This window comes from Mesomycoplasma neurolyticum, from assembly GCF_900660485.1.
Taxonomy (GTDB): domain Bacteria; phylum Bacillota_I; class Bacilli_A; order Mycoplasmatales; family Metamycoplasmataceae; genus Mesomycoplasma_A; species Mesomycoplasma_A neurolyticum.
The window spans coordinates 521,193-543,098 of record NZ_LR214951.1; the positions used below are offsets into that span (position 1 = coordinate 521,193).

Genomic DNA, 21,906 nt, shown 5'->3' on the forward strand with positions numbered 1-21,906 from the left:
TAAAAAAATATAAAGCATTAATATAGAACTAAAAGTTGGAAACACAACATAAAAAGTTAAAAAACTAAAATCATTATTAACAAGATTAATTATTTTTAAAAAATCCAAAATCCACAAACTAAATGAACCAATAAATAAAATTGTTATTATTAAATTAAAAAAAGCTAAAATTGTTATTTTTTTCATTATTTATTCCTTTTTTTATCAACTTATTAAAAACCTAAATGGATTTGATCTTTATTATTAATGTCAAATTGAGGAAAACTATGTTTATAAAGGAGGTTATTACTAGAATCAATTATTAGCAGATTATCAGGAACAAGTATGTAATGGCTTCAATTATAGATTTGCCCAAGAACAAAATTATGTTCTACATGTAAACTGTATTCTTCTATATTTTTACTTAATTTTTCTTTGGAACTAGTTTTCAATATTTTTCCATTATTGAGAGTTTCACCAGTAAATTTATTTACTAACCTGTAAATAACTTTGATTCGTTTACCTTCTAAGTCGCTAGTAATTTTTGTTTTATCTACTTTAACTCTTGCAATTAATTCATCTTTAGCATCTCTAGATACACTTAAGAACTTACCAGATGAATTTCCACTTACAATAAACTCTTTAAAGATTAAACTATTATCTGTATTACCAGCGACTGTATTATTATTTAAATCAATTGCTACGCTTTCGGCTGTTTTATCATTTGTCCCCATGATAGTTTGAACACCGGTCATATTTTTGTGGGTTTCTTTTGGATAAATCATTTTTAGATTTTTTACATAATATTTGGTATTTGGATTAAGTGTTTTTGCACCTAAGGCAGGATTTCTATAAAACATGGACACACTTGCTTCTTTATTATTATTTGCTAAAGAGTCAATTTGTCCTCTGATTTCACCAATTTTTGTATTTTGATCTGTATATAAATCACCTTCTATAGTTGCATAAGCTAAATCATCATCAAGTAAACCATCAGTGGATCATAATTGAAATTTAATATGTAGAGAAGAATCACTTTTTCCAGGACCATCAATTATTGAATTTGAATGCATAATTCTTATTCTTGATGAAGGTAAAACGTATTCTTTTTTTTTTGCACTAATAGGACGGGCTTTTGTTTCATCAAATCGCTCACCTTTTTTCATAAACATAGCTTCAAGATAAATTTTATTATTAGTAAAAGTTGCATCATATCTGTCAAAACCATAATTGTATACATAATTATTACGTATTGTAGTTTTTTGACTACTATTTTTTAAATACTGTCAATTTGTTGGTTTACCATTTTTATCAACACCATTTCTAGTATTTCCAATTTTTATATATATATCAAAATCAGAAATATTAAATAATGTTAAATCCTCATTCATTCCATCTCTGTTATGATCAGCATTAATTAAAATATGATTGTCATTTTGTGTTCTACTATCCCCTTCAGGTGCATATTCAAAATTAAGAGATCCTAGACCGAATCCAAAGTTTAGATTAAATTCATTTTTTGATTTTCCTTTTGCATAAATAGCATTATTTCTTGACTTATCTAAATAATAATCCTTTACTCATGATGGCTTTTCATTTGGTTGTTCCACAAAGTCAATTTTAGTAATTGTATATACTTTATCAAATTCATATTCATCTTTTGAAAGTTCTAATACTAATTGTTTCATATTATTAGAATTTTCAATAATTCCAGAAGCATATTTTTTCATTACTGTTCGTGAATTGTTTAACCTATAAGAAATTTCAATGAATTTAGCATCTGAATCTTTTAAAATGTTTTTTGAATCTTGAACTTCAATTTTTAATTGCATTTTCATATCTGAAGCTTGTTCTACTATTGGTTTTTTGTTTTGTGCTTCTATGTATGCCTTTTCTATTGTTGCAAGTCTATCATTTGTTAATTTAATATTATTTGAAGCATTTATATTAGTAACAATTTTTAATTGTGAATTATTTATATTTTTAAGTGTTATAGATCTAAATTTATATTTATGACTGTCTTCCAAACGAAAAGCATTAAATGTAACTTCAACGTCACCATTATTTAATGGATTAAGATTAGTTATTTGTATATCTCGACCCGTAATTGTTGTTGCTAAAGATCTTTTATCTTCTATTAATTCAATTTTTAAATTATTTTTAGTAAGTAACGGTGGTTGTGAATTTAAAAGATCACTGAATTTAAAGTCTTTAGATGTTAAAGTAAATTTAATATTTTCAATTTTATTTCTATATTTCACAATATCATTTATTAAAACATCTTTAATTTTAGTTTCTGAATGTCTTGTGTTGAAAAATACATTTTCAATTGAAACACTTCCTAAATTATGATAACTATTAGAGTTTTTAGCTGCTTCAACATCATTTTGAGTTCCAAAATAAATGTCTTTAATTTCAATTCTTTTATTTCATAAATTATCATTATTTTGTTTAAAGTTCTCAATTAAAATTGGCATTGCTTCACTTATATTCTTAGTAAATTGTTTAATATCGGGATTTTGAGCACTAATTTCTTCACTTAATAAAGTATTTTTTAATTCAGGAATTATAAAGAATAAACCAAGATCACTACGCTCTAAATCAAGGACATTAGATGATAATCCTAATTTTTCTATTTTGAAAGTATTTGTATCATCATCTTTTAGTTCTAATTTGAATGAAACACTGTTGGTATTATTATTTGCATCATTTAATGCTAATGTGATAGACATTTGTTTTTCATCTTGTGGTTGAATGTTGTAATTGTCTTTTTCTCCAAAAATTGCATCATTTTTAAATGCAAAAGCACCATTATAAATATAATTTGAAGATGTATCAAAACCTAAATATTTAAGAACATAGTCTTTATTAACTTTACCATTATCAAATTCTAAAGTTATTTTTAGTTTGTGATCTTCTAATTTTTCTACTTTAGTAACTCTAGTAGTAATACTATTTTTGTCATTATCATTTTTGAGAGCTAATAATACTTTAAAATGATTTTTGCTTTCAAGATTATTAAATCAATAAGCATCATCTAAATCTTCTATTTCAATTTCAACTTCTGGTTTAGTTAATGTAATGTTCTTTTTAAAGTCCATACTTTTAATATCAATTATAGCATCTTGACTTGGTTTGGTTTTGAAAGTATTTTCAAGTTCACCACCACCAATAGATTGTTCTATGTCATCACTATTTGTAGAACTTGCACCAACATCAAAATTATTATTTAACACTAAAGATTTAAATTTGTATTCACGATTGCGTTTTAATTCACCTGTAGCAAATGCAAGTTTTAAAGCTGTAGTATTTTTATCATTAATACGTGTTTTGAATGTGATTTCTTTTTCAATTCTATTTTCATCATAGTATCTAAATGTTGCAATAATGTCTTTGTTTACAAAAGCGCTTCTAATACCACTAAGTTCCACATTTAACTGTAAATCATCTTGTGTTTTAGTATTCTCTACTTCTGTAGCTTTTGTGCCATTTACTTCTAAATAGAATTTTTCAATTCCATATGGAAGATCTTTAGTTCTAAATTCTTCAAAAGTCCCTTGGTTTCCAAGACCTTTAATTGGCATTGTCACTTCAGGTTTTTCAATAATTTTCAAATTATCAAATTCATTATCATCAAATGTATATTCTAATGATTTAATAGAATAAGTTGTTCCATCTTCTAAATTATCAAAACTAAATTCTATTGAAGCGCTATTTTTATCAATGCTGTTTAATTCTGCTTCAACTTCATGAATTTCATTTTCATTTGCTTTATTTTGAATTATTAATTTAAGTTTTGGACTATTATTACTACTTAGAACTTTTTCAAAAAATCCATCTTCAGAAATTAAATTTAATTTAATAGTTGCATTATCTGTTTCAACATTATTAATCATTGCTTCTGCAAGTGTTACACTAGTTGCTTTAGAATGAATCTCAAATGTTTTGTCATTTAATGTATCTAAGTTTAATTTAGCAAATTCATCGCTAGAATTATTAGCTGCTTTAGCATTAAGTTTGCTTTGATCACCAACTCAAATGTTAACTAATGTCAATCTATCATTATGTCTAAGATTTCGTTTATCAAAAGTTGCAGTTAATTGATTATTATTAATTGTAGCAACTCTAGAAAATACAGTTTCACCATCAAGATTTTCATATTCAGCAATAAAATATAAACTTTGCGGATTAAAGTGGTCATTATCTAGTGTATATGTTAAAGTAATATTGTTTATATCACTAGTATTTTTAGTAACATTAGTGATATCAAGTTTTGTGTTGGCTGCATCAGCTTCTGTCCCTTTTAGAACATTATCATTACTATCAATATTAATATTTTTTACTGCCAATTTAGGTTTATTTAAAAATTTTATTTCTTTAATTTTAATTTGTTCATCAAGTAATAAATCTTGAATTGTAATTTTAATTTTATTGTTTTCTCATGTTGCAGCTACTGTTTCTTCAGAACTTTCATTAATTTTTTCATAAGTAACTTGAGCATTATTATTATTAAAATCAGCAGAAACTACGGAATTATGTGGATCATTTAATTCAATATAAATAGTTGATTTATTTAAATTAGTTTGATCTTTAACGAACGCTGGGTTAGCTCATGAAGCAGACTCTTTTGGTTCAAAATAGAAACTAAGTTTTGATTTTAGTTTCGTTAATTCTTTATTTTTATATGAATCTTTTGCTGGTTGCCCTGTATCATCCAAAATATCAGCAAAAGTATATGAACGATTAAGTTTTAAACTATTTTTTACTGCATCTGAAAATTTAAATACAATTTCTGGTTTTTCTGAACTATAGTCAAAAGTTGTTATCTCAGTAAATATTTCATTGTTTTCTTTATCAATAAATTTAAGTTTGAATTTTTTGTTATGAATTTCTTTTGCTAAATGATCTAATGAAATTTTAATTGTAATATCATCATTATCTCTATCTTGGAAATGATAAATACGACTATTTTGTTCAGATGCATCTGAAACATCAGTGTTACCTGGAGATGAAATTTCTATATTTTCAAAACTATATTCTTTTTTATTAGTATGTATATCTTCTTTTCATAAAATTGGCCTATTTTTTTTGTCTGCATTTTGACTATAACTTGTAATATTAAGATCATGAGCAACTTTATTTGTTAAATCTGTGTTAAGAATTAATTCTACATCATATTCAACACCATCTTCAAGAGCTCCATTAGTAACTTCGCCACTTCAACTTGAATTATATGAATGAATATCAAAATCAAAAGTAAGGTTATAAACATTTTTATCACTTGAATCAATATTACTTGCTTCAATTATTGCTTCTTTGGTGAAGTAATAATCTTTATTTTTGAGTAATCTATTTTTTGGTGTTAATTTAATTTTAAATGATGGTTTATTAGCATCTGTACTTTTGGAAAGTGGAACTCACAATTGATCACCTGAAGTGATTCTATATTCAAGTCTCAAAGTATTACTATCACTTTGTGATGTTGTTAATTCAGCTTTAGTTTCAGAAGCTTTTGTTGTAAATTCTTTTAATGCATTTCTTGTATAAGCATAATCTATTTTTTTAGTATGACCAGTTCCATCTTCATTTTGTGAAATGAAAAATTCAAAATCTGTATATTTTCTATTAGGTACAAGATTTTCATATTTTCATTTTTTGAAAACTTTATAAGGAGAAAGACCTGAAGTAGCTTTTGTAAAAACATTACTATCTTTTTCTGATTTTATTTTAATTTTTTCATTATCATCTCTATCATTGGAACCAAATGTTTGAGTATAACGAATTTGTTCAAAAAACTCGTCTTCTTTAATGTTTTTAACTTGTTCATAATTTACATCAAATTTTGGACCATTATCTTTTAAAGCATCATGATCATTTCCTTTATTTTCAACTGCGAATTTATAATTTAAAGTAAAGCCTAAATCAGTCCCATCACTACCTCTTAAAGCAATGTGTTGTTTATTATTAAGAGCTCTTAATATTTTTCCAAAATCAATATTTGGAGTTTCTATTTTCTTTTCAAATGGAGGTTTTTCAATTTTAATACTTACTTTATAAATATTGTTATATGTATATGTTTGCCCATTTTTTGAATGCGTATAACCATTTATAACATTTGGATCAAATGTTGTTTCAGCATGTTTAGCTCTACTAATATCTTCATTTTGCAATTTTCATTGAACATGAATATCTTTTAAATGTTTTAATAAAAGACCATCTTCATCTTCAATATAAAGATCTATTTTATACTCATATCATTTGAAAGGTACATCACCTCTAATGTCTCTTACATATATTTCACTAACAGATGTTGTAATCTCTTTTGTTGTAAGACCATCAAGATTAAGTCTTCTTGCAGTTGATAATTTATTTTTAGCACTATCTCTGTTAAAATTTGAATCATTTCTATATAAAATATCAATAAGTCTATGTTGTGTATTACCTTCTAATGCTAATTGAACACGAGGATCTTCTAATGTTAATTCCCCTGTTGTTGTATCATAATTTGCATTGATAAAAATATCCTCATCTTCAGGATTTTTAAAGTGAGCTACAAATTTTACATCATTAAATTCTGAAGGGTTGATTCCCTCAATTTTATATTTAAATTTAAGTTTTCTTTTATTTGGAACATTATCAAGTGACTCGATTTCTTGGACACTTAATTTTTTAGTTGATAAATCAAATTCTTTTGATGTTAATTTATTAGTTTGATTTGTTTGATCAATATCAAAAGCTGCTATTTTACCTTTTTTATTGAGCTCTAATTTGGTTAATTTATATGTTTGATCAAATTTAGCATTTTGAATAGTAAATGTAAATTGTTTTTTACCATCTGTTGTTGTAGTAAAAGTTTTTGCTTTAGTAAATTTTGCTGTTGAGCCGTTAGCTTCTTTAACTTCTATTACAATATTATTTGCATCTTTTGAATCTAGTACATTATCTGGATCATTAATAGTAAGTGTAATCTGTTCAACATTTACTTGATCTCCTTGAGTTGCTGAACGAACTTGAATATTTGCTTCATCCAAACTAATTGGAGCTGAAGGTTTGATTTTGAATTCTCCTTCAACAGTTGTGTTGTAATTATCTTGTCAATCTGATCATCTTTTACTATCTATTGATTTTTGTAATTTTGTCAAAGTATAAACACGATTGTGTTTTAATGAATCTTTAGGTATAGTAAATTTAACTGTTGTTTTATCTTCATTTGCATCATAAGAAACTTGACTTTGAGCTAAATCTAAAACAACTTCTTGTGTTTCTAAGTTATCTTTTTTATTTTTATTTGGAGTTGAAAAGTAGTTAAATATAAATTTAATTTTATGATTTTTAATTTTTTTAGTTATATTTGGTTTAAATTTTCAAACAATAACAACATCATTGTCAAGGTTTTCAACAATGTTATCATTTGTTCCTTCAATTGTAAATGTTGAATCAAATTCAATTGAACTTTGTTTTACGTTAATTGTTTTTGCAACATTATCTGCAATTTCGTGATGTGTTAAATGATTAATTAAAACATTATCTCTTGAAAAAAGACCGCTAGCATTTAATTTAACTTTAATGTTATCATTAGTTCTATTAGGTTTATTTTTATCTTTTAATTGTAAAACAATGTTATATTCAAGAGATTCAATGATTTGGGTCGCATTAGTTTGGAGCCCGTTAAATTGGTTTGTATCTTTAACATTTTCAAAGCTGTATTCAACATAAAACTTACCATCAGTTTCTTTAGTAATAACTGTATCTTTACTAAAACTGAAAGTTTTATTTGTATCTGTTGGTGTTAATATTAATGTTACAGTGTCGTTATTAGAATCTAATAAATAACCGTCTTCTGTTTCGATTTCATATTTAAATTTAACTTCACCTTCAAATCCATCTATTAATTCAATTTGTTTTGCCTTTGAAAAACCAGCTTCAGTAATAAATTGTTTAATTTTACTATTTTCTGTTACTAATTCAATTTGGTTTGTATCGTTAGCTGATTTTACATAAATTTTTGGTGTATTATACAATCTATTTAGTGATAAGTCACTAAATGTTAATGCTGCATTTGTGTTATTATTAGCACTAGAATTGATTGTTTGACTTGTAGATTCTACTGTTGCATTTGCAGATCTTTTGTTTGATTCACTAGCTTGATTAAATTGAGTTTTTAAAGTAATATCTTTTGGTAAATGATCACTGATTTCAAAAGCTAAATTTAATGTACCAGTTGAATTATCTGAATTATTTAATGCAACTTCATAAGAATCAGGAGCGCTTTGAATTAATTTGACTTTATTTTCAAAATTTTTGTCTCCAATTAATTCAAATGTACTATCTTGATTATTTAATAAACTAAAGTTATTAGCACTTGTTAACTCAAGAGCTGACATAGAAGGTGTTTTTTGACTAAATTTAATGTAATTAATTATGTATTCTGTATTTAAATTAATATTATTTATTTCAAATTCAAGATATTTTTTACCTTGATTTTCTTTAACATTTGTAGAAGTAATAAAACTTTGAACATTTTGTGCACTTAGCGAAATTTCTACTGCATCTGTTGTTGTTAAAATATCATCAAGATCTTCAATATCAATTTTTAATTTAGAACTTGATAAATTATTAACTGCTTTTTCTTCTAAATTATGGAATTTAATTGCATTATCTTGTGCTTTAGTTTTGAAAATTGTTGTATAACTTCGAGCTTCTGTTTGATTATTATTGTTTGAATTAATTGGTGTTGTTGAATTATGACCAATATTATTTCTATCTGTGCTTGCATCATAGTTAGCTACTTTTAATTTATTAAATTCAGTTGCATAATCTTGAATATTTGCATCAACTAAAATTAACCCTTGATATTCATATTCACGGTTATTTTTTATGTTGCCCATTTGTTGATTTAATGTTAATTCAAGATCACCTGCTGTAGTATTTGCATCAATAGAAAGTTCATAATAAATAAATTCATTACGTTTTTTATCTTTAAAACTTGTTACAAACTTTTTATTTCTTCAAGCATTTCTTATAAAGTCAATGTTGATTTTAATTTTATTGTTTTCTAAATTATTTTGTTCTAATAATGTTTGGCTAGTGTTGTTTGTATCAATAACATTAAACACTTTGATGTCATAATCTTTTCCAAGTGTTTGGAAACTAATTGCATCTTGATTATTTTTATTATTAATAATGTTATTGTTGTTAAAACTATAAACAGTATTTGGCGCTTTGTTATTTACTGATGCTTGTGCATCAATATTACCAAAGTGACTAAATTTAACTTCTTTAATAATATAATCAAAATCATCTTTAAGACCAGCAATGTTAAATGTTGCTTTAAGTTTTGATACACTCTCTCTTGTTAATAATACTTCTTGTGACTCATGAGTTACACTTTGATCATTTTTTTCAGCAATAATTACAATAGCTTTAAAGTCATCGCCAAAAATATCATCTTGTGATTAAATATCTAAGTTTATTTCAACACTTTCATGTGTTGCTTTAATATTTTTAGTTCCATCAGTTTTTAGTGTATTGTAAGTTGTGGATGAATAATTAATTACAACTTCATTTGCTTGATTATTAATAATATCTTGAATATCAATTTTAGCGATATTTGCAGTTGTATTAGCAATATCATCACGATTAATTGCATTAATTTCTGGCTCTGTAGCAAAGAAAATTGCTTCTAATTTATATTTATTGTTGTGACGTATTTCTGAAGCATCAATATTTTGAACTGTAAGTGTTTTTGCGTTATCATCATATTCAACATCAACTAAATAATTTTTATTTGATATATCACTAAAGTGTGCTTTAATCTTAGTTTTGTTATTAATAGTAATTTTATTATTTTCTAATTTAAATACTTTTGTAATATCTTTTGTAGTTAATGGATTGGTTTCATCTGATCCTTTATAACCTTGATATGTATTGTTAAATACTAATTTAAGATCATTGTTTTCAATTAATTTTTCATTAGATAATAATTCATTTTTATCTCAATTATTTGTATTATTATCTTTAACTAAGCCATAAGCAGCATTAGCTACATTATTATTAAATTTAATTGATTTAAATAAATATTTTTTATCCAACCTTAAACTTGGTATTTCAACAGTAATTGTCTTAGTTTTCGGATTAATAGTAACATTACGACCATTTTCATTATGTCTAATTTCAATATCATTATTTGAAGCTTCTTCATGATAAGTAAGAACTAAATCATTTACATCATTTTCACTAATAATATCATCTGCATCACTATATTGAATTACTATTGTTGTTTTCTCAACAGTTGTATTAGCTTGATCAAATGCTGATGAACTAATTTCTACATTTTGTGAAGGTAAAACTTTTACATTCCCTTGAATTTGTGTATTTTGTGAATCTTGTCAAACTTGTGAGTTTGCATTTGCATTATCAAAAATATTAATATTTTTAAAATTATATTGACGATTTGCTTTAATTTTAGCAAATTCAGCATCTGAAATATTAAATGTTAAAGCAACTTTTTTAGTAGCTTTATTATTTAAATTATTTTCTAATTGTACTTTTTCTGTGCTAAAGCAAATGCCATCATTTGAACAGAAGGTCATAGAAACAAATTTATCTCTTATTGCATTAGTTACATATTTATCAAATTTTCATTCAATAGTAAATTGATTTGCATTTTTATTATTTGGATCATATTCGCTAATTTCATTACCATCCATTTTAAATTTAAAGTTATTTTCAAAAACAATAGAAATAGGTGGTACAACAATAGCTCTATCAACACTATTTGCATTTTCTTTAACTAAGTGATTTTCTGTGTTGTTTATACTATCTAAGCTTTCGAGTTTGATATTTGTATTTGCTCTTGATGGCTTGTTAACGAATTTAAGATCAAAGTGGTAAGAAAAATTTTCTTCAATTTTGTCACTAATTGAATTTTGCTGATTTAATCAAGTATCATCGAAAACATCTACTTCTAATTCAAAAGTTGCACGAGCAACATTTGAATCATTTACATCCATTGTAATTGTTGCTTCTTTTTTGAATTTATATGTTTTTGAACTATCATCATTTGTAAATAATAATTCTAATACTTGATTTGCTTCTAAAATTTCATCTGGTGATGTAATTTTGAAAGTAATTTGAACTTTATCTTCTGTAATAACTTTATTTTCAATTATAACCTCAGTAACTTGTGGTGCAACTTCAAAGTCATTAACTTTATGACTTCCATCTGTTTTATCATTGTTTGGAATAATAATATTTGTATTATTATCTTTTACATAAAATTTAAAGTCACTATATTTTCTATTTGAAACTAAATTATTATTAAATATTAATGTAATTTGATTATTATTTAAAGTTGCAACTTCACTTCAAATAATATCATTTGCATTTCTATTATTTGAAGCTGTGTTTTGCTTAATTTGAGCTATAAATTCTAAATTATTTTTTAAATGATCTAAATGTTGACTTATATCAAGATTGAATATAACTTTAGCCGTTTTAATGTTTTCAATAGTTGGATCAACTTCTGTTTCTGTTATTTCAAATTTGTTTTTAAAGTTATCTTTATTAGATGTATTTTTAACAGTATTATCATCTGATTCAGTGTTGATATTGTAAATAGCATTAATTGGTAAATTTTCAAATTCAATTTTTTCAATTACATATTCACTATTTAATTCAATATTATCAAGATCAAATTCAACACTAAAAGCACCATTTGCATCTTTTTGCAATGGTAAATATTGAGTTTGTATTGAAGGGTTTTGTGAATTTTTTAGTTTGTAAGTGATTCTAACTTTATCATTAGCATTAGCACTTAAAACTCCATCTGAATCACTAATTGCAAAATATAACTTAGATTTAGTTACAGAATCAGGAGCTTTTTCAATAAATGATGTTGCTTCAACATTAGCTGAAGGTTTAACTTTGAAATCAACTGTAATGTCATTTCCATTTGTGTTATCATCATTTTTAGGAACTTTTGTATTGTCAAGCGAACTTCAAACATTTGTATCATCAATTGTTGCAATATCACTTGTTTTTGGGCCAAATTTGATATCCACTAATTCATATTGACGATTGTGTTTTAAAGCAAAAGAATTCTCAAGTCTAAAGGACATACTATTTTTATTATTTTTGTCTTCTTGAGTTATAACATGACTATAATAAACTTTTTCATTTAAATGTTTTGATTTGTAAATTAAGACCATTTTTTGATCAACTCATTTTTGCTGCAAGGCATCAAATTTAACTGTTATATTATTAGCATCATTAATTTCATCTTTTTTATACTCTTTTTTGGTTGTTTTGAGACTAATGATATTAAATGGTTGCTCTAGAGTATGGAATACTCATGGTTTTTTCTCATTTTCTGGTTTATCAAAAATATCATTTTGATTTTGTGCAATAATGTTGTTTTTGTTGAATTTAAATGCTGCACCTTGAGTATTTAGATCAAAATCTTCAATAATAACTTCTTTTACATAATAATTAACATCATCGATAAGACCATTTTGAATGTCAATAACAACTTCTGCACTATTTTTATCTTGGTCAATGTTTGTTAATGCTTGATTTTGTAAAACATATTCTTTTGAACCTTCAGGTATATTATATTTAATAGCATCTTCTTCTTTAATAGCAAATGTAACTTTAACTTTAAGATTATCTTTTAAAATTTTATCTTTTGTAGTAATAGCAAGATCAAATTTTACACCTTCATGTGTTGCTGTAAAGTAATCACTGTTTTTTTCTTTTACAACTGCCTTTGTTTCGGATGGTTCAGTAGTAACAGAAGCATGATCATTTGTAATAACTGTTTTTACTAAAGGAATTCAATTATTTTGTAAATGTGATAATTTTTCTGTATCAGTTGTTTTTGTATTAAATTCATCTTTTGTTGTATTAGAAGCGACATATACATTTTTTAGTGTGTAAGTGTTATTATTTCTTGTATTTTCTGTGTTTGTTAATTCAATGTTTAAAGTTTCTAAATTTTGTGCACTAACGACTTTACTAAAATAATTTTGTCCTAAAATATCTGTATAGTGTGCAACAAAATTTGAACCATCAAGTTTAAACATTTGTGATTCTAATTTATAATCAATTGATAAATCAATATCATTAATATTTCAAGTTGGGTTATTAGATATTCTTAATAATTGATTCTTAATTGCAATATCTTTTTGTTCATCATTATAGTCAAATACTTTGTTTGAATTTTGATTGATTGTAAATGGTAGACCATCTAAAGCTGCATTATTGTCTTCAAAACCTAAGTAAACAATTACATATTCATTATTTACTTTTAAATTATTAAGACTAAAACTAATAATTTTATCTTTATTTTGCTTTTTAATTTCAATATTAGCATCTTGAGTATTTTTATCAACTGTTATTCATTTTGAACTATCAGCAACATCTGCTTTTTTAGCTAATTTAATAACAAGTTTTTCTTTATGAGGATTTGATTTTGTATTACCTTGATCATCTAAAGTATCTACTCTTAAAACATCATCAACATCTTGAAGTGTGATGTTAATTATAGCTTTGTCAATAGTTGATTCTTCTTTAATGAAACTTGCATTTTTAACTTTAACATTTTCTTCGCTTGCATTTTGACTAATTTTGAATTGTCCACTAATGTTGAAAGATTGATTTTGATCATTTTTTAATTCTGAATAACCATCCACTAAAGTAGGTGTTTTAATTTCAAGACGTTTAAATGTATATTCACGGTTTGCTTTTCAATTAATCTTGTTAGCAGAAGAATTTTCAATAAATTTAATTAATTTTTTATTAGGTTGACTTATATCAATAATGTTATTTGGATCAACTTTTACAAAATTAGTTGCAATTTCTTGTTCTGAGCCATCACTAGCAATGTAACTAAAGACAAGTCTTAGCTCTTGATTTCTAATTTGTTTTGTAATATTTGAACTAACTTCAAGTGAAATATTAGTTGAAGAATTTTTTGTATAAACAATTTCATTTGGTTTATTTGAATGTTGTTGGAATATTAAATTAGGTGCAAAAGTTAATGCTTCTCTTGGTAAACCAACATTTTTTTCAAAATCTGGATTTTGAGCATCATAACTCTTGGTTTGTGCATTAATTAAAATATTGTCTCTATTTGAACTTATAAATTGATCATTTTTGTCTTTAACATTAATGTTTGTATTTGCTCAAGGTAATTTAGAGTTAAATTTTAATTCAACACTGTATTGTAATTCTTCTTCAACTACACCATCTTCATAAGTTCTACCTGCAACAAATCTATTTATTTTATTGCTTTTAACTACGTTAGCAACAATATCAAAGTCAAACTCAACAACATATTTATCATTTTCTTTTTTAATTAATGAATTTTGAATAAATTTATAATTAAAGTTACCTAATGGTGTTAATACTAAGTTTACATTTATATTTTCATTAAGAATTTCATCTTCTGATTGAATTTCATATTTAAGTTTAAGTTTTTTGTTGTTATTAATAATTCTTGAATTTGCATTAGTTAATTCTATTACTTTGGTTTCACGAGGTGCAACACTTAAATCACTAACTAATTGTTGTTTGATACTGTTTTTAGTTGCTGGAGTTTCTTGATTAAATGCTGAATCATTTACATATAATTCAAAATTATTGTAAAGTCTATTAGAAACAAGATCACTGAAATCAAGAGTAATTTTATCATCGACAATTTTTACATCTCCATTAGAGAAAATTTCTCTTGAATTTTCATCTCTATTATAACTTTGTGTATTTTGTGTGTATTTTGCTTTAAAATTAAGTGTATTTTTATTGATATGACTACTTACAAAAATTGGCAATTCGACTTGTGCACTAATTTTATTAGTTGTTGAATCAACTGTTGCATCTTGAGGATCAATTACTCCAACGAAGTCAATTTTAATTTCATTTTTAAAGATTTTATCTTCTTCTGAAATATTTAATTCTTTATCTTTTCATAAATCAAAAATAGCTTTTGTTGGTTTTTGTTTAAGTTTTACACTGACAATTTCATTATTTTGATTTAAAGTAATTAAATTATTAATTTCTAATTCAATATATTTACCATTACTATCTTTTTGAAGATTTAAAGTTCTAGTTTCAGGATTTTGTAAGTCTTTAAGTTTATAAACTACTTCTAGTTGATCTTGATTTTCAACTAAAACATCATCTATATCAGCAATATTTATTCTAAGTTTAGAATCAAAAATACTTGTTACTTGTTGTTGTTCTAGTGATGAAACTCTAATGTTGTTAAAGTGTGCTTTAGTTTTAAAACTTAAAACAAAATCATTAGGTCTTTCACCTACAAATTTCATATATTGAATTGGATTTAAATCACTATTAGTTGCATCAAAATTCACTACATTTTTTGTAGCGTCAATTGCATAAATATTTGTAAGTTCATATTCACGATTAGCATGTAAAACACTACTATCTAGTTGGAAAGGTACTGCAATTTTGTTATCTTGTGTTGATGTAATAACTTGACTAAAATGCACAACTTCATCAAAATGTTTTGATTTAAATTCTAAAACAATTTTTTGTTCTTTTCATTTTTTGAGAATATTTTCAAATTTTAAACTAACAAATGCATCTACAAGCTTATCATATTCTATTTCAACATTTTCGCTTGTAGTATTCATTGGTTTGATTGAAGTAATTTGTGCTGTACTATCAAGTGTTGTTTCTTGTAGCGTTGGATTAATTTCTGCTGAAATTTCAAAATCTTTTTGATCAACTAATGGATTTTCATATCATGAATCAACTTGATTTGAATTTGAAAGTTCAATATTACTAATTTTATATTTTGTATTTTCTTTTAAATCTGGAATTTCAAATTTAAATTCTGCTTCTTTATGTTGTTGATCTAAGTTATTAACTGAATGTTTAACAGATCTAGGACTAACGGTGATGGTTTTACTTGTCCCTGGAATAACATTACCATTTTCATCTATTTCATCATATTTAACAACAAATTCTTGATTTTTCTCAAAGAAAGCATCATCTGAAGTTAATTTTAATTCAACATCAAGTGTATCTACGTCTGTAGGTGTTATTTTTAATGTTTCAACTTTTGTTTCACCCTTTTCTGTTATTAAAGATGTTTTAATATTATTATCATTTTCTAAATAAAGATTTTGATAATTTTTACTATTTAAATTATCTGGATCAAAATTTTCAATAGAATGTTTTGTATCTCCAATTTTTAAACCAACTAGTTCATATTCTCTATTAGATTGTGGAAATTCTAAAACAAATGTTGCTTTAAATTTATTGTCGCCTGTTGCAACAATAGAAGGAGCTTTATTAATGTTGTATACAATATCTTTTGAATTAGATTTATTTCTATAAACTAAAACAAAATTATTTTCATTTAATTGTTGTGGGGTTAAATTAGTTTCTAAATCAACACTAATTGTAATTTGCTCATATTTATCATTTGAATTTTTTTCAATTTTTGTACTTTTATCTTTGTTAATAGCAACAACTTTTAAAATATGACTATAATCTTCTAATAATTCCAATGGTTTTTCTAAACTTTTATCATAAATAACATTAGTTCAATTGTGCCCAATTGTTTGATCAAATTCAGGGTCAAAAGCACCATCACGATATTCGATTTTACTTACAGTATATGTATCATTTAAAGAAAAGTTTTGATTTTCTACAGTTGGGTTAAAAATAATATATTTTTTGCCATTTTCAAAAAGATAATTAATTTTTCTACCTTCAAAAGTAATTTTTTTATTATTTTGATTTACTATTGTAACAATAGGTTTTTGACTATTTTCTTTTATTAAATCACTTAAATCTTCTAATTGAATTTTAATTTTAATATCATTAAAATTGTCATTTTCAAAAACAATTAAAGGTTTAAGTGCACTAATTTTATGCACGTGTTTTGCATCAATAGTAACATTTTTATCTTTGTCAAGCGCATTTGGCACATCAACTAATTTGTAACCTTTATCACCATTTGAAATATCATTTTTTCCTTTTCCAGGACTTTTATTTTGATAAATGTTTTTTACTTCTAACTTTGAATCTTTTGGTAAATCATTTGCATCAACAACAATTTCATTATTGTCATTAACTTTGGCAGGAACTGAAATTTTAATTGGATTTCCTTCAGAATCAACACCTTCTAGTTCTACAATTACAAAATCACCAGGTTTTAAAGTATTAGGTAAATCACTAATAACAATGTCATTAGTTTGTCTATCATCTGTTAATTCTTGTTTAACTGTTGGAGTTTTATGCTTATATTTTTGTTCTTCAGGAATATTAGCATTAGAAATTAAAATTTCATCACTGTTATTTTTATCAATAACTTTATCAACTTTTTCACCATCTTTTAATTCACTAAGTGGTAATTTTCAAATTGGTTTATCTGGATTTTTAGAATGAATATTATTTTCAGGAACAAGATCAACTTCACGAATTTCTCCTGTTTTTTCATTAATGATGATAGCTTTTGGTTTTTTATTTGGATTATCATTTCCAGTTGCTTCTGATGTATTTGGATCAGTATTTGGTGAAACATCAAATATTAATTCTTTTTCACCATCTTCGCTTCCACCAGTTGAAGCATTAAGATTTTTTACTTTATCAGGTGATTGTGTTAAATCAACAATTACATTATTTTCATCATTTGTATCAACAAATTTTTCAAGAGTTAAATCTAGACCTCTAATGTCATCATTTTCAGCATTGAAAATACCATTTTGGTCAGTTTTCCCTTTAATTTTAATAAGATTACCTTTATTATCTTTAGCAATCAAAGTTACATCTTTATTTGCATTTTCTTTTCCTAAAGGATATTCAATACTAAGACTCTTAGTAATAGGATCTTCTGTTAAAGAAGGTGTTACATATTTGTTATTATTTTTCTCAAGTTTTTTATTATATGGATTATTTTTTTCTTTTAAATCACCAACTAAATCTTTGGTTACATCTTCTCTATCTTGATTATCATTAATTTTGTTAATAGTTTTAAGTTTTGGTTTTGCACCATCTTTTGTTTCAGGTAATACAAAATCTACAACACCATTTTTAGCATTGCCTTTTACAGGGTAAGTATTTCCACTTTCATCTTCAAAAATAGCTTCAAATTGCTGATTTTCTTTTTCATTTGGACCAACAGGAACTGAAAGAACAGCTTCATCATCAATTGCATGATTTACTAAATCTAGCGTAGATATTTTATCTATATCTTTAGGATCATATAAATTTTTCTTAGGTGTAGAAGCTGTTGTTACATCTTCAAGTTCTCAAACATAACCCTTTCCACCTTTTTCAATTAAATCATTTGCAGTTGGTAAATCTACATAACCGTCTTCATTAGGTTTTTTAGTAATACTAATTTTCTTTTCAACACCATTTTTATCAACAGTTTTATAAGTAAATTCAACAGGTTTTGCTATTTCACCTTTTCTACTGTTTGGATTACCAACATAAAGTTTTAAATTATCTTTATTTAAATGATTGTCATGTTGATATTGATCATCAGAAATAGGACGAAGTGGTGTTGTTTGACCATTTTCATCTTTAAGCTTAATGTTGTCGAAATCAATTGCAGCATTTTTAGGAATTGAGTTTTTAATTGCATCTTGATTTAACATTCCATTTAAAGAACCATCTTCTGAAATAACAGGGATTTCTGCAACTTTATGTTCACCTTTTTCATTAACATAAGAAACTAACACTTTTGTTTTAGAGTTGTATGGTGTTTCTTGTGGTAAACGTCATTTACTTAAATCATATTTATTTTTCTTATCAACCAAAATTGGCATTTTTCCATATGCTAAATTTTGATTTGTAGCATTTGTTGCAATTTCTTTTGAAATTTCATTATCATCTTCATCCATGAATTTTTCAATTGAATATTTACCGTTTGGATTATTTTTAAATTCATCAATATCACTTGGCTTAAATTTAGCAATACCATTTTCATCTAATGTAACTTCTAAAACTTTAGTTGTTCCATTTCCACCACCATCATGATTTTTAATGGCAACTTTTACTTTTTTGCCGGCTTGTGATTTACCAAAATTCTTTTGAAAAACTAAATCCCCATTTTTGTCATAAAAATGGGTTTTGTCAATTGTTTTGTTTTTTGGTAAAACATCACTTAAATTTAATAATGGTTTTGAACCTGATTTAGTGTCAGAATGGAGTTGTTTAAATGTATACCTGCTACCTTGAGGTAAACTAGATGTATCAATAGAAACTTTACCATCTGATCCAACAACTAAGTCTTTGATAAGATGAGCTCTACCATGTTCATCTTCAAAAAGTGCTGTAACTTTTTTACCAGCTAGCTCAGGCGTAAGCTCAAGTTCTAAAGTTCCTTTATTGTCATGGTCGTATACAACTTTAACTTTTGGTTTAATTTCATCAGGTAAACTATGATAATTAAATCTTTCAAGAAAAAGTGGAACACTCGCTCCCGCTACTCCGATAGCACTAGTTAAGAATGCGAGCAATGCAATAAGTCTTTTCTTCTTATTTTTTTTCTCTTCATTACTCATTTTATTGTTAAAATTATTATCCATAAATTAAAATAACCTCATTTTAAGTTTTTTTAAACAATTTATCGCTTACATAATTTGTAATGCAATTTTGTTTTAAATATAAAATTAATATATTATACATTAATAAAGATATTATAACTTTTTTTTTTTTTATGAAACAACTTATTATGTAAAAAAAGGTAAAAATTTATTTTTTTACATTAAAGTGAAAAAAAATTTTACCTTTTTTGTATTTAAGTAGAAAGATTAAATAAACTTTTTTAATTTAAAATTTTTAAAATATCTTCGTAATTAATAAATAATTTATTTACCAATTTTTCAATTTTTTCAATGTTTGAAAAAGCTATTGCAATTTTTTGTAATGCTTCTATGTGTTTTGCATCATAACAAGCCAAACCAACAACAAATTTTATTTTTTGATCATCAATTATTATTGTTTTTTTTAGGTGCAAAAAAACAATATCATTTTTTAAAACTGAATTTTTACCATCAAAATTAGCATGTGGCAAAAATAAATAATTTCCTATAGCCACCGATGATTCAACATCTCTTTTTATCATTGAAATTAAAAAATCTTTTGTAACTGAGCCTTTTTTAAAAAAATAATTAAAAATATGTTCAAAAATTTCATTTTTATTTTTCAAATTTTGGTTTAAAAAAATATTATTTTTAGTTAATTTCATTTTTTATCTCACAAATCATTAAAAAATTTTGGTAGTGTTCAATGGTTGGTGGTAATGTTTTTTTAGTAATCACCCCGTTAGCTAAATTATAACATTTTTTTCAATTTTCCTAGTTTTTATTAAAAACGGCATTTTCTCGCGCGTGCGCGCGTTGCTTTGAAGCAGGATAAGACCTGTTACATAACTTCCTAAACGGAAGGTAAAAAAATAAAATTCAATAACATATAATGTTATTGTTTTATCATTTTTTTTTATTAAAAGTTTAATAAAAGGTATTTGTTTTTATTAAAAACCTTAATAAAAATGATTTTTTTTAGAAGTTATAATACTATGTATTATATTTTTATTATGTTTTTTTATTAAAAACCTTAATAAAAGCATTTTTTTTGCTTAAAAATTTAGTTTATAAATTTAACTGATTTAGTGTTTTTTTGATTTAGAAAAATTAATTTTTTAAACACATCTAGACTAAAAATTGCAAATTTTTTAGTAGTATTTTTTTTGATAAAATGTGAAATCATCGTTTCTGTTTTGCTACCAATATCCATGACTTGATTGTAAAAATTTAATGCTTTTTTATTAAAAATTAAATATTGAATAAACTTGTAAATTTCTAAAACTTTATTTGGTATATTTCGTTTTTTAATTGAATTTAGTTTAATATTTCATAATTTTTTTACAACATTTTTTAAAATAAAAATTGCATTTTTACTATCATTTTCTCTAATTAAATTTTTAATTTTTTTATACAATGTTATATTAGAAATTTTTCTAAAATAATCAAAATATTTTTTATTTTCAGTATTATATTTACCATACCCCACAGTTTTTAAAAGTAATTTAGTTACATGAAATCAGTCTAAAATGTATATTGCATTTAAATGTTTAGAAATTGTTTTCATATACTTGGCACCGTCACCATAAATCACTAATTTTAAATTTAAATCATAATTTTCTTTAATGTGTTTTTTTATACTTTTAATAGTAAAATCTACAAATTTTTTTGATGTATTTGTTTTGGAAGTGTTTACCAAAAGTGAAGTTGCAAATACTTTTTTCTTATTATTTTTTTCTACTAAATGAAAATACATTGCTCTAGTTCTAAACTTACTTTTTTTATTGTTTTCATCTATTAAATCTTGGTATGCATCATCAATATGCATGTACAAATAACCATTGTTTTCTTTAGAATGAATATCTAGTTTTGTAGTTTTAATTTCTACTTTTTTCATTAAATATGTAATGTATCCAATTGAAATTATATTATTATATTTTTTAACGATATTTCTATAGCTAAGTCCCATTTTAACATTTTGTAAAATAGCTTTTTTTAGTTCAGGTGTGATTATTGTTCCTTTTTCAAAAATTAAATGAGGTGCATAACCATAATTTCATTTATCATTTTTATAATATTTATATTTAGTTAGTTGTATTTCGGATTCTCCATCTTTTATCTTAAAACTTTTTGTTCTTTTTGAGTGTATTATATAACCCAACTGTTTTCTTAATTCAGAATTAAGAAATTTTTCATCTTCATATTGAATTCATTTTACAAAAGAATTTATCCCTTTTTCACTTGTTCAATTTAACACGATTTTTTCCATAATATATAAATTTTAAATAAATTATTTGTAAATTAAATTTTTTTGTTTTAAATATTTATTAAATAATAAAAATAATACAAAAATAAAAAACCAACT

The 21,906-nt window shown here is 24.6% G+C and carries 4 protein-coding genes; all 4 read right to left on the reverse strand.

The genetic code is table 4. From position 1 onward, the window contains the following. Positions 1-212 precede the first annotated feature (212 nt). The 4 genes from EXC65_RS02185 to EXC65_RS02200 all read right to left on the reverse strand — a co-directional run bounded on the left by EXC65_RS02185 (position 213) and on the right by EXC65_RS02200 (position 21,810). Positions 213-9,095, reverse strand: a complete 8,883-nt coding sequence (locus EXC65_RS02185) for a hypothetical protein (RefSeq protein WP_129719857.1) — start codon at positions 9,093-9,095, stop codon at positions 213-215. 339 nt (positions 9,096-9,434) lie between these two features. Continuing rightward, a complete protein-coding gene (locus tag EXC65_RS02190; protein ID WP_129719858.1) occupies positions 9,435-19,544 on the reverse strand; it encodes a hypothetical protein in 10,110 nt (3,369 codons plus the stop codon). A 239-nt stretch (positions 19,545-19,783) separates the two neighbouring features. Next, positions 19,784-20,206: a PTS sugar transporter subunit IIA gene (locus tag EXC65_RS02195; RefSeq protein ID WP_129719859.1), complete on the reverse strand. Its 423-nt coding sequence runs from the start codon at positions 20,204-20,206 to the stop codon at positions 19,784-19,786. A 398-nt stretch (positions 20,207-20,604) separates the two neighbouring features. Further along, the gene (locus EXC65_RS02200; protein ID WP_129719860.1) at positions 20,605-21,810 is read right to left on the reverse strand and encodes an Mbov_0401 family ICE element transposase-like protein; all 1,206 of its coding nucleotides are present in this window, start codon (positions 21,808-21,810) and stop codon (positions 20,605-20,607) included. Positions 21,811-21,906: the final 96 nt, after the last annotated feature.